14 protein-coding genes are annotated in these 12,240 nt (G+C 42.2%); 3 read left to right on the top strand and 11 right to left on the bottom strand.

Annotated features, from left to right (window positions below):
* Positions 1 to 278 precede the first annotated feature (278 nt).
* From AB4238_RS19890 to rplU, 7 genes are all read right to left on the bottom strand, one after another.
* Positions 279 to 674, bottom strand: coding sequence for a DUF3718 domain-containing protein (locus AB4238_RS19890; protein WP_372035081.1), 396 nt, complete (start codon positions 672 to 674; stop codon positions 279 to 281).
* Between the two features lie 109 nt (positions 675 to 783).
* Positions 784 to 1,266: a type 3 dihydrofolate reductase gene (gene folA, locus AB4238_RS19885; protein WP_372035079.1), complete on the bottom strand. Its 483-nt coding sequence runs from the start codon at positions 1,264 to 1,266 to the stop codon at positions 784 to 786.
* Between the two features lie 21 nt (positions 1,267 to 1,287).
* Positions 1,288 to 1,758 carry a threonine/serine exporter family protein gene (locus AB4238_RS19880; protein ID WP_372035077.1) on the bottom strand — a complete coding sequence of 157 codons (471 nt, stop codon included), beginning with the start codon at positions 1,756 to 1,758 and terminating at the stop codon, positions 1,288 to 1,290.
* Positions 1,755 to 2,516 (bottom strand): threonine/serine exporter family protein, encoded by a 762-nt coding sequence (locus AB4238_RS19875; protein WP_371994572.1) that lies wholly within the window; start codon positions 2,514 to 2,516, stop codon positions 1,755 to 1,757. Before AB4238_RS19875 ends, AB4238_RS19880 begins: the two co-directional genes overlap by 4 nt.
* Positions 2,517 to 2,542: 26 nt before the next feature.
* Positions 2,543 to 3,709, bottom strand: a complete 1,167-nt coding sequence (gene cgtA, locus AB4238_RS19870; protein WP_372035075.1) for an Obg family GTPase CgtA — start codon at positions 3,707 to 3,709, stop codon at positions 2,543 to 2,545.
* A gap of 138 nt (positions 3,710 to 3,847) precedes the next feature.
* Entirely contained in the window at positions 3,848 to 4,102 is a 255-nt protein-coding gene (gene rpmA, locus AB4238_RS19865) for a 50S ribosomal protein L27 (RefSeq protein WP_012154114.1), read from the bottom strand.
* Positions 4,103 to 4,117: 15 nt separating this feature from the next.
* On the bottom strand, positions 4,118 to 4,429 hold the full coding sequence (rplU, locus tag AB4238_RS19860) for a 50S ribosomal protein L21 (RefSeq protein ID WP_020914101.1): 312 nt from the start codon (positions 4,427 to 4,429) through the stop codon (positions 4,118 to 4,120).
* Positions 4,430 to 4,708: 279 nt separating this feature from the next.
* On the opposite strand from rplU, the gene ispB reads away from it, so the two are divergent.
* The gene (ispB, locus tag AB4238_RS19855) at positions 4,709 to 5,680 is read left to right on the top strand and encodes an octaprenyl diphosphate synthase (RefSeq protein ID WP_372035073.1); all 972 of its coding nucleotides are present in this window, start codon (positions 4,709 to 4,711) and stop codon (positions 5,678 to 5,680) included.
* Between the two features lie 77 nt (positions 5,681 to 5,757).
* On the opposite strand, the gene mdh is transcribed toward ispB, so the two are convergent.
* A complete protein-coding gene (mdh, locus tag AB4238_RS19850; protein ID WP_372035071.1) occupies positions 5,758 to 6,693 on the bottom strand; it encodes a malate dehydrogenase in 936 nt (311 codons plus the stop codon).
* A gap of 351 nt (positions 6,694 to 7,044) precedes the next feature.
* On the opposite strand from mdh, the gene argR reads away from it, so the two are divergent.
* Positions 7,045 to 7,515, top strand: coding sequence for a transcriptional regulator ArgR (argR, locus tag AB4238_RS19845; protein WP_220736962.1), 471 nt, complete (start codon positions 7,045 to 7,047; stop codon positions 7,513 to 7,515).
* Positions 7,516 to 7,675: 160 nt separating this feature from the next.
* On the top strand, positions 7,676 to 8,134 hold the full coding sequence (locus AB4238_RS19840) for a cupin domain-containing protein (protein WP_372035069.1): 459 nt from the start codon (positions 7,676 to 7,678) through the stop codon (positions 8,132 to 8,134).
* Positions 8,135 to 8,201: 67 nt separating this feature from the next.
* Here AB4238_RS19840 and AB4238_RS19835 read toward each other — a convergent pair whose 3' ends face one another.
* The 3 genes from AB4238_RS19835 to AB4238_RS19825 form a co-directional block, all read right to left on the bottom strand.
* Positions 8,202 to 9,134: a Dyp-type peroxidase gene (locus AB4238_RS19835; protein ID WP_372035067.1), complete on the bottom strand. Its 933-nt coding sequence runs from the start codon at positions 9,132 to 9,134 to the stop codon at positions 8,202 to 8,204.
* 320 nt (positions 9,135 to 9,454) lie between these two features.
* The gene (locus AB4238_RS19830; protein WP_372035083.1) at positions 9,455 to 10,486 is read right to left on the bottom strand and encodes an ABC transporter ATP-binding protein; all 1,032 of its coding nucleotides are present in this window, start codon (positions 10,484 to 10,486) and stop codon (positions 9,455 to 9,457) included.
* On the bottom strand, positions 10,486 to 12,117 hold the full coding sequence (locus AB4238_RS19825) for an ABC transporter permease (protein ID WP_372035065.1): 1,632 nt from the start codon (positions 12,115 to 12,117) through the stop codon (positions 10,486 to 10,488). The genes AB4238_RS19830 and AB4238_RS19825 overlap by 1 nt, the downstream gene beginning before the upstream one ends.
* Between the last annotated feature and the right edge of the window lie 123 nt (positions 12,118 to 12,240).

Here is a 12,240-nt window from a genome sequence, read left to right as displayed (position 1 = left end):
CATTTCTTTACCAATGCGCGCTGAATTTAAAAGACAGAGGGACTCTGAACAGGCCAAAAATTTAATGCAACTGGTATAAAAGCTTTGCCATTAATAAATAAGCAAAATATAACTTGGCTAATTTCTAAAGCGGCAGGATAAAGCTCTGCTACTGTATATTAATATCAAGCAGTATCAGCAATGAACTACAAACTAATTAAATCTAACTTATCAAATTTCAGGCAAAAAATACTAGGTACTACCCAGAATTTTTATTTATCACGATTAATAGATAAAAATTAACCGCCGGCTATGCGGATCTTAATTGCAGAGGTAATTTCACTGCCGGCATGACCGTTACTTTCAGCCCATGCAATAATAGTCTGTCCATCGGCTTCTGCTTTACCCAAATCTGACACTGGTAACCTTTTAGCGACAAATGTACCTACTGCATTAGAACCACTTTTCATAGCGACTCTTAATAAGCTGTCACCATTACATGAAACGCCATCATAAATATTTCGCAGCTTAACTCGGCTTTCTTTTAGTTTTTTACGAAGACGGTTTTTATCGTCGCTAACAACGTAGTTACAAATATTTGCAGCAAGTTGGTCTTGGTTAGCTAACGCCGGGGATGAAATTGATATTGAAGATGCCACAAATAGTGTAGCGATGCTCATGGATAGCAAGCGCATCAGACACTCCTTACTCTTTTAGTTTTTATTTATTGTATTAAGAAAGCACGATTAGTTATTAATGCACTTTCTTTATCATCGTTACAGGGTACTAAACAACCCCGTTAATTTAACATTTTTTAACTAACTTGATAAAGCTATATTGCATTTGTTTATCATTTTTAGCTACATCTCTCGATACTTCCAACCAAGAACCATCATTCCAGTTAGGAAAATAGGTATCTCCTTCAACATCGAGCGAGATTTCAGTCAAATATAAAATATCCGATTTCTCGAGAAGTTCTGCATAAAGCTGTCCCCCGCCCATAACAATCAACTCTTCACAATCTCCCGCAGCTTGCTTTGCCTCGGCGAAACTCGTTACGGTTGTTACCCCATCAATCAGTAAATCCACTTGACGACTAATGACAATATTATGCCTACCAGGCAACGGGCGACCAATAGACTCATAGGTTTTTCGACCCATTACCACGGGTTTACCTAGGGTTAACGCCTTAAAATGACGTAGATCTTCAGGCAAATGCCAAGGCATTTTATTGTCTTTACCAATAACACGGTTGTTCGCCATCGCGGCAATCATAGCAATTTTCAAAACAGTTCCCTTTTATTGTTGTTAGATAACAGGACGCGTACGAAAATAAAGTAGGCCAGGCATAGCAAGTCCTACAGATAATGCGCCGAGAATAAATACGGTTTTAAGTCCGTTACTGATGACTTCTGACGTCAGCTCTGGGCTCACGTGAGTTTGCGCCGTCAACTGGACAAGTGCAATAACAGTATTAAATGCGTAAGTGCCTGGGATCATTGGAATGATTGCAGCCACGGCATACATTAAGGGAGGAGCTAAGTGTCTCTTAGCAAAACCAATAGTAACGATCCCAACAAGCGCTGCAGCTAAAAAAGTGGCCCACTCTATAGGTAAACCAGCACTAAGCCATAAAGTACGGCTACCATGCCCCAATGCGCCCGCCAGAGCGCAAAAAGGTAAGAAACGACGTGGGACATTAAACACCATAGCAAAGCCGACTGCAGGGATAGCAGAGAACAACGCATCATTTAGCATTGCCAAAATAAGAGTCATCATAAAAACAAGCCACCAATCTGCATTGCCATGGTAATACCAATAACAGACGCAAGTGTTAGCAAGGTCGCATGACCCCAGCGGGAAATTCCAACATTAAGGTGGCCTTTTACCATATCCGAAATGGCGTTAATCATCGGGAATCCTGGCACCAGCATTAATACGCTAGCCGCCATTGGTAATTTTGGAGTTTCGGTTAGGTCAAATTGAAAGCCGGTTTGAGCGATAATGGTGGTTACAAAAGCCGTCACGCTAAAATTAAGTAATAAATTGAAGTGTCTCTTAGCGATCGACAGCCTTACAAACATGCCAATAGCTGAAGCCATAAAGGTGATGACGCAAGCAGCAATATCCCCACCAAACAGATGGCAAAAGCTTGCACAGGACAAACCTATCATAGGGACGACATACTTCGCCGGATAAGTTTTTGGCTCAATGCGAGCCACGCGCTTGCGTACTTCATGCAGCCCGTAGATCCCCTTCTCGGTCAACAGACAGATGCGCTGAAGCTCACATACGATGGTCATATTGATCCCGTGCTCACGAGTACGTCGCGTCGTAGTGATGCAGCGCCCATGAACTAGGCTCGTTAAAACGAGGGAGTTTGAAGAGATCGAGATTTCAACACTAACAAGGCCTAGCGCATAGCCTAGGCGCTGACTAATCTCTTCAACAAGTTCAGAGTCAGCACCATAAGCTAGAAGAAGTTGAGCAACCCTAACAACTTGACGTGTAATATCATTTTGTGTGTCAGCGTACAATTCTCAATGTCCTTAACGGAAACTATCTATCTTTGATAGATAACCTCAACGTCATAATCATCATCATCGTAATCGTCATCATCAAGATCATCATCATAATCTTCATTAACTGATTCGTTGGCATTTTGATGGTAGTTGTCCCATTTAAACTCAACTTCAGCTTCAACGTTAACTTCCTCTTCAGGAGGTAACGTATCAATAAAGTCCAAAAGTTTAAGCGCAAGCTCAGCCGTGCCTTCACGGTTGTAAGCAGATATGGTAAACACCTCACCATCCCACTCAAGCTCTTCGACAACCTTATCGATTTTCTGCTGCAGTTCTTCTTCCAGCATTAAATCGGCTTTATTGATAACCAGCCAACGTGGCTTGCCAGCTAGCTTAGGAGAGTGCTTCTCCAGCTCACCAACAATTGCACGTGCTGAATCAACTGGACTACTGCCATCTATCGGCTCGATATCTAAAATATGCAGCAGCACACGACAGCGCTCTAAGTGTTTCAAAAACTGAACACCCAGACCTGCGCCATCAGCAGCACCTTCGATAAGGCCAGGAATATCTGCAATGACAAAACTCTGGCCAGGTCTTGGGTTTACGACACCAAGATTAGGGACCAAAGTAGTAAAAGGATAATCAGCAACTTTAGGCTTAGCTTTTGAGACAGAACGAATAAAGGTTGATTTACCCGCGTTAGGCATACCGAGTAGACCAACATCAGCAAGTAGCATTAGCTCAAGTCTCAAGCTACGCACTTCACCGTCAGTACCCAGTGTTTTCTGTCTTGGTGCTCGGTTAGTACTACTCTTGAAACGAGTATTACCTAAACCATGGAAGCCACCTTTAGCCACAAGCATTTTCTGCCCATGAGTGGTTAAATCACCAAGAGTTTCTTCTGTCTCAGCATCAACGGCTCTAGTACCAACAGGTACTTTAAGCACAAGATCTTCACCGCCATGACCGGTACAGTCACGACCACGACCGTTCTTACCGCGCTCGGCATTATGGAAGCGTTCAAACTGATAGGTAATTAACGTGTTAAGGTTTTCGTCAGCCTGCAGATAAACACTGCCGCCGTCACCACCATCACCGCCATCAGGACCACCATCAGGAACATATTTTTCACGTCTAAAACTGACGCAACCACTGCCACCATTACCCGCTTCTACACGGATAGTCGCTTCATCGACAAACTTCATACCAACTCCTGGCACCACAGAATGAAAGAATTATACTCTTAACGATTCTAGTCGCCAAAACACAATTTACTTAATATTAAAAAAAACAAAGCCCCACCAATGGCGGGGCTTAGTATCAATCTTAGCTGAAGCTAAAGATTAATCTTCAATGCTGATGAACTTGCGGTTCTGTGGACCTTTAACTTCAAACTTCACTTTACCATCAGTAAGTGCGAATAAAGTGTGGTCACGACCGATACCAACATTAACACCAGCGTGGAATTTAGTACCACGTTGACGAACGATGATGTTACCAGCTAGAACTGATTCACCGCCAAAGCGCTTTACACCAAGACGTTTACTTTCTGAATCGCGGCCGTTACGAGTAGAACCGCCAGCTTTTTTATGTGCCATGAGTTAGACTCCTAATTAAGCGCTAATAGCTGTAATTTTAACTTCGGTGAACCATTGACGATGGCCCATCTTCTTATCGTGGTGCTTACGACGACGGAACTTAACAATAGTTACCTTCTCCGCACGGCCGTGGCTAACTACTTCAGCAACAACCTTACCACCTTCAACTAAAGGTGCACCTACGTGTACAGTTTCACCATCAGCAACCAAAAGAACTTGATCAAACTCGATAGTTTCGCCTGTAGCGACTTCTAATTTTTCTAAACGAACTGTATGACCGGCTTCAACGCGATGTTGCTTGCCGCCACTTTGAAAAACAGCGTACATAGCTATTTTACTCCGATATTTCTAACACGCCGCTCAAACATAATAGATTGATGCAGAGGTGCTATAAAAGCTTTAATGACAATGGTCGCGGAGTTTACGCTAAGAACCCGCATCTGACAAGTGCTAATTGAATAAGAATAAAAAAAGACCCAAATAACTCTCACAATTACCGACAACTACTGTCTTGCAGCGCAAATTTAGGTAGAATCCCTCTATTATAACATTTATGTCTAAAATGAGCTGCGAGTTGTCATTGTAGCCAACAAATAGAGCCTATTTATGGATTTGAACGCCATTCGTCAATTGGCTGATAGCGATATGCAAGCTGTCAATCAACTGATCTATAAACAACTAGAGTCTGATGTAGCCCTAATTAACCAGTTAGGCTTTTACATTATTAACGGTGGCGGTAAGCGCTTAAGACCTTTATTGTCAATTTTGGCCGCTAGAGCGATCGACTATAACGGCGAGTCTCACCTGAAATTGGCCGCTATTATTGAGTTTATTCATACTGCTTCATTGTTACACGATGACGTAGTTGATGAATCAATGCTGCGCCGCGGTAGAGAAACAGCCAACGCCCTTTTTGGTAATAGTGCGAGTGTGCTAGTTGGTGACTTCCTTTACACCCGCTCATTTCAAATGATGACTGAGCTAAAAAGTCTTGAAGTTCTCGAAATCCTAGCTGACGCAACCAATGTGCTCGCAGAAGGAGAGGTCCTACAATTAATGAATTGTAATGACCCTGACACAACAGAAGACAGCTATATGCGTGTCATCTATTGTAAGACAGCGAAACTTTTTGAAGCCGCGACACGTTTAGCAGGCTTGTTAGCAGAAAGCTCAGAAGAGGTGCAAACCGCACTTGCTGAGTATGGCAAATTCTTAGGCACCGCTTTCCAGTTGACCGATGATCTATTGGACTACACCGCTGAAACAGAAGAGCTAGGTAAAAACATTGGTGATGACTTAGCAGAAGGTAAACCTACCCTACCGCTCATTTTCGCCATGGCTAATGGCAGCGACACTGAACAAGCCTTGATTAGAGAAGCGATCGAGAAAGGTGATGGCACGGAGCACATTGAAGTCATTTTGAGTGCACTAAAAAGCTGTGGTGCACTTGAGTATACTGAGCAACGTGCTATTGAAGAGTCAAATAAGGCTATCGCAGCATTGAACATACTACCTGAGTCAGAATATAAAACAGCATTAGTATCGCTGGCTAAAATTGCGGTACAACGTAACCACTAGTATTGCTGCTTAGCAAAACAAAAACGGAGCCAATTGGCTCCGTTTTTCGTTTAAGCAATTCACTGCTAAAAATAGAATTACTTAACGAACTCAATACCTAAATCGATATCAGCTTTTAATGTGTCTAACATTGCATCACGAGCATTAGCTTCAAATGCGCTAACATCGCCGTATGCAAGTACTTGCTCAACACCATTCTTACCTAGAACGACTGGCTGTGCGAAGAACTCTGCATGCTCGCTGCCACCATCTATATAAGCACACTCAACAACGTTTGCTTCACCTTGTAGACCACGCACTAGAGACAAACCGAAACGGCATGCCGCTTGACCCATAGAAAGTGTCGCGCTGCCGCCACCGGCTTTAGCTTCTACCACTTCAGTACCCGCATTTTGGATACGTGTTGTTAGTGCTGCAACTTCTTCATCAGTAAAGCTCACGCCTTCGATTTGAGAAAGAAGCGGAAGAATAGTCACACCACTATGGCCACCAATAACATTAACTTTCACGTCAGCAACGTTCAAGCCTTTTGCGGCTGCAACGAAGGTTTCAGAGCGGATAACATCAAGAGTCGTCACACCAAATAAACGATTCTTATCATACACGCCAGCTTTCTTTAGTACTTCAGCAGCAATTGCTACAGTGGTATTTACAGGGTTAGTGATAATACCGATAAGCGCTTTAGGGCTGGTTGCTGCACACTTTTCAACTAGGTTTCGAACAATACCAGCGTTGATGTTGAATAGATCTGAACGATCCATACCAGGCTTACGTGCAACACCGGCAGAAATTAGCACTACATCAGCACCTTCAAGTGCAGCTGTAGGATCTTCACCAGCAAATCCTTTTACTTCAACATCAGTTGGTATGTGGCTTAAATCAACCGCAACACCAGGTGTTACAGGAGCAATATCATAAAGTGACAATTTAGAACCAGCAGGTAATTGAGTTTTTAATAGTAGGGCAAGCGCTTGGCCAATACCGCCAGCAGCACCAAGTACAGCAACTTTCATAGTTATCTCCGTCAATTCTTGGATTTTTGTGATGTAGATCTGTTTTTCTAATGGCGCAACAGTACTGGATTCACAACAAAAATTCAATTATCCCTTAGTCGTGTTCAATCTACTTTAGACTCACTTTTTAGTGAGCAATCACATGCAGCGCCCAACCCGCCTAGCTTTGGGTAAGTTACACTCTATAAATGCTAAGGCTAAAATAATTAGAACTTATACTCTACAAAGTGATTTTCAACTAATGCCAAGCTTTCGCTATGAATTTTTATTCAGTAAAACGAATAGCATTTGACATAAAAGGCGAATATAATCATCATATAACGGATTTTTTTGAATAAAGAACAACAAAATATGCAAGCAAGCAAAAATCAAGACGAATTAGTTAAAACATTTAAGTCAATTCTTAAAGAGGAGCGTTTCGGCTCCCAAAGCGAAATTGTGGTAGCTCTTCAAGGGGAAGGCTTTAGCAATATCAATCAATCTAAAGTATCTCGCATGCTGAGTAAGTTTGGCGCAGTGAGAACTAGAAATGCAAAGCAGCAAATGGTTTACTGTTTGCCTGCTGAACTTGGTGTTCCAACTGCTGGTAGCCCACTAAAAAACTTGGTATTGGATGTCGATCATAATCAGTCGATGATTGTAGTGCGCACCAGTCCAGGTGCAGCTCAGCTTATCGCAAGATTGCTTGACTCAATAGGTAAGCCCGAAGGTATTCTCGGCACCATCGCTGGCGATGATACAATTTTTATCAGCCCATCAAATATACAGCAAATCGAAGATACATTAGAGACGGTTAAGTCTTTGTTCAATTACACGGATTAACTTTTCAGAAAACAACAAACGGGCGGAAACCCCGCCCTATTCCCCCCTCAGCGGATCTCCAACTTTTATTTATACGATATGATAAATATGTCATTTTTTATTATCGCAATATCGTTATACTGCTAACTAGGACAGCATTCCTACGTTGAGGATAATAACAATGAAAAATAAAATACTTAGTGTTTCTGAGGTGGGCTGGGAATCTTGGTCTCACGGTGACGATTTTGGCAGCAAACAAAAACATGTTGGTGATACCGCTGGGGCTGAAAGAGTTGGCGTGACCATGGAGAAATTGGCGCCAGGTATGACTTCTGCGTTATCTCATTATCACACCAAAGAAGAAGAGCATATTTACGCGATTCAAGGAGAGGCGACGCTTTACCTCAATGGAGAGCCTCACCAATTTAGTGAGGGGAATTATATCTGTTTTACCGCTAATTCAGGCGTAGCCCATCAGTTTATCAATCAAAGCAACGCTGACTTTACCTTTCTTGTTGTGGGAAACCGCGATGCTCACGATGTGGTCGTTTATCCAGAAACTAATAAAGTATTGGTTCGCAGCATGAACGAAGTATACAGCCGTCGTCCTAGTAGCTACTTTGATAAAGATGAAGATTAATGACACAAATTCATGACTACAAAAAAACGCACTGAATGTGCGTTTTTTTGTAGGTGCTATTGAGTTATTAAGCTGATTTCTCTAAAAAATCTAACGAGGGTGCAAAAAACGATGACCCCGTTAAAGCTTGAGTGAAATGCATAAGATGATCATGATTTCCCTCTTTATCACCATAAATCATACTTTCGAGCATTTTCTCAAAGTTAACTGAATTGCGGCAAGTAGAGATAAACATTAATCCCTGCTCTTTAACCGTACCGTAAGGCATACTCTGCCGTAATATTTCCATTGAGTTACCCGCATCATCCTTTAAATTAACCCGTTTAATATGGCTAGTTAACGGCTTATCTGCAGAGGCATATTCAATATTTTCAGCTTTAGTACGGCCAATGATATCTTCTTGTTTCTTTTCAGGGAGTCGATTCCATTTACTCAGATTGTGAGCAAATTTTTGCACATGGATATAACTACCGTTTCTAAATGAAGCATCTTCGTCACCCGTTAATGCAACCTCTTGGCGACTGCGGCCTTTAGGGTTCTCTGTGCCATCAACAAATCCGGTCAAGTCACGGCTATCCATGAAACGGAAACCACGCTCTTCATCAACAAGCTCAACCAGCCCTTCAAACATTTGGCATACTTCGTTGGCGACTAAGTGCAGAATATCAAAACGGTCACAACGCACATGCACAAACAGATCATACTCAATCGCTGGTGCATCTCTGTTCTCTTGGTTCATCGCTGGAAATGGTTTTAACTGGCAAGGCCTAGCTGCAGGGTAAAGTGTATCCCAGTAGTTGGCACCTATCGCAACAAAGCCGTTAAAGGCGCTATCCGAAAACTGATCCGCCAGCTCATGAATATATTGAGCCACATTAGCGACACATGGGCGCATTTGCGAATCAATACCTTCATTCGCATTAAACATTAAATAGACACTGTGCAAATTTCCTTCAGCACAAACTCCCAGCTGTTCACGAGGCATAACCTGACTATCCATTTTTATCTGTAACCCTTATTCTGTATTAATCTTCGGCAACATTATCTACAACTTTAGATATTAATAATTATAAGTGACGCACATTAACCAAAATAAAGACTTATATTTAATCAACTTACCACGCTACGTACCAGTATCACATTCGTTAACCGAGAATACTAAACACCAGTAGGCGCAGAATACACTGAGTGAGTACAAACTAAACGCATTAGACTCATGCTTACTAAAGTAGTCAATAAATACTAATAAAAGCAAATGATTAAATGTTTAGCTCTTACTTATGTTGATGTAAAGGTCAGTTTTGATTTAGTTTACAGCCATTACAACAATATCAAACTGTGTGGTGCTGCAGTAATTGCCACCGTTTCACCAATTTTGATATCCAAACATTCACTATGGATATCAAGCGTCTTGCTTTCGATATTGACCAAGTATTGACAAACGCTGCCAAGAAAGCGTCGTTCGATAACTTTACCTTTACCGGACTCACTTCTAGCGATCTGCAACTGCTGAGGTCTTAGTAATAATTCGGCATCACTACCGATTGCCACTTTAAGCTGTTGTTCGCTTTCAATATCACCAATAAGTGTGGACACTCTTTTGCCTGCAACCACTGTCGCTTCCAAATAATTACTTGCGCCTAGAAAGTCAGCGACATATTTATCTTGAGGCCCTAAGTACAATCGTTCAGCATCACCGCATTGAACAATCTTCCCCTGATTAAATAATGCAAGCTGGTCTGCAAAAACAAACGCCTCATCCTTACTGTGCGTAACAAAAACAGCACTAATATTATGGCTCTTCAAGATATTACGGATCTCAAGCATCATCTCTCGACGAACTTTCGCGTCGATGTTAGAAAATGGCTCATCTAGCAAAAGTACTTCTGGCTCGTAGGCCAACGCTCTAGCGATCGATACCCTTTGTTGCTGCCCACCAGATAGCTCATGCGGATAGCGCTCTCCTAGTCCACCCAGCTTGACGAGAGCCAACATTTTCTCAAGCCGTGCAGCTTTGCTAGCCTTATCGACCTGCTTTACGCCAAAGAGTATATTTTCAGCCACGGTCAAATGTGGGAATAGAGCATAATCTTGGAAAATCATACCTATGCCCCGTTTTTCACTGGCTACAAATTCCTTTTCAGAAACGACCGTTTTGCCATTGATTCTTATCTCTCCAGCAGAAATATTTTGTAAACCAGCAATAGCGCGCAGCAATGTGGTTTTACCACAGCCACTAGGCCCTAACAGGGCGACAATCTCGCCTTTTTCAACCGTTAAGTCCAAGCCTTTAAGAACAACGGTCTTTTGGTAACTACTATGAATATTGCTAACTTGTAACGTAGCCATAATTACTTTTCTTGCTCCAGCGAACGATTGAGATAGATCAGAGGAACAAGGCCGACTAACACGATGACTATTGCAGCTAATGCACCGCGTTCGAGCTGTTCATCTGAAACAAATTGAAAGACATAAGTCGCCAAATTTTCAAAACCGATTGGCCTGAGTAGCAAGGCTGCAGGCAGCTCTTTCATACACTCGATAAAGACCAACAATAACCCAGCAAAAATACCTTTCCTAAGCAATGGAATATGAACTCTAGCGAGCAGCGATTTGGGTGTTAAACCTAAAGTCACACTCGCCATATCTAAAGAGGGAGAAATACGCTTGTAACTGTTTTCTATACTGCCAATAGCTATTGCCGCAAAACGAATGCAAAATGCACATATAAGAATAAATGAACTACCAGTCAAAATCAGTCCAGGTCCTTGCATACCTATATGGTCAGCTAAATCATTAATAGCAAAATCAAGCTGGGTAAATGGCACTAAAATACCAATTGCTAAAACCGTTCCAGGTAGCGCATAGCCAGTAGAAGCCAGCCGAGAAGGCAGCATATCCGCTTTCCGTGGGCTGACTCGCCTAACGAACATTAGCACGATACCGATACCAACACAGATAAGGCTAACGACTAATGAGATCCACAAACTATTGAAACTGTATTCAAAAAACTTGGCATTCCAACTCTCAGCAAAATAGCCCCAAGCATATTGTATTAAAATAATAAAAGGCAGAAAAAATGCTAGAAACAATAAAGTTAAACAATAGCCTGTTGCAGCGTAGGCCTTAGCCCCTCTAAGGCTATAGTAATCAAGCTCACCGGGGGCTGACTGCTTTTGGAACAGTTGCTGTTTTCGTCGTGCAAAACGCTCAAAACCAACCATAGCAAATACCACAAGCAACATGATTGTAGAAAGCTTAGCGGCAGCCGTTAAACTGCCATATTCAAACCAAGTGTCATAAACCGCTGTTGTGAGCGTAGGTACAGCAAAATAGCTCACAGTAGCAAAATCTGCTGCTGTTTCCATGGCAACGAGTGTTGCACCAACCGCTAAGGCTGGCCTTGCCATTGGTAAGCTAAGTCTCCAAAAGCTTTTCCATGGACTACAACCCATAACACGTGCAGCATGCCCTAAGCTCGATGACTGTTCCATAAATGCCGTGCGTGCCAATAAGTAGATATAGGGAAAAAGTACCAGCGCTAGCATGATAGCGGCGCCACCTAGCGAGCGCACCTCAGGGAAGTCATAATCATGGGGAGTTTGCCAACCAAATATACTGCGAAGAGTTCGCTGTACAGGGCCTGCATAGTCAAAAAGATCAGTGTAAACATAGGCAACAACATAAGCAGGCATAGCTAGCGGTAACAACAATGCCCATTGGAATATATTTCGACCAGGGAAGCGACACTTAGCCACCAACCATGCCGCAGGGATTGCAAAGATGAGCGCACCAATCACCACCCAAAAAATAAGCAATAAAGTATTACTTATATATGTCGGCAAAACGGTTGCCATTAGATGGCCGAATACCGCTTCATCAGGTAAAAGTGACTGCAATATTAGCGCAATTAGCGGCATAACAATCAATAGTGCCATAGTGTAGCTTGTAACAGACCAGCGTTTTGCTAAGCCTAATATCATGATGTCGAACACCTAATGGTTATATAAAAAGTACCCATAAAAACAAAACCTATCATTAAGATAGGTTCTGACAGTATAAACGTTAAGATTTATGATGCATCACTATATTATACCAATTGCATT

The organism is Shewanella sp. 10N.286.45.A1 (genome assembly GCF_041470405.1).
In the GTDB taxonomy this organism is placed as follows: domain Bacteria; phylum Pseudomonadota; class Gammaproteobacteria; order Enterobacterales; family Shewanellaceae; genus Shewanella.
The sequence above is the reverse complement of the archived record's forward strand: the minus strand, read 5'-3'. Positions and strand labels throughout refer to the sequence as shown.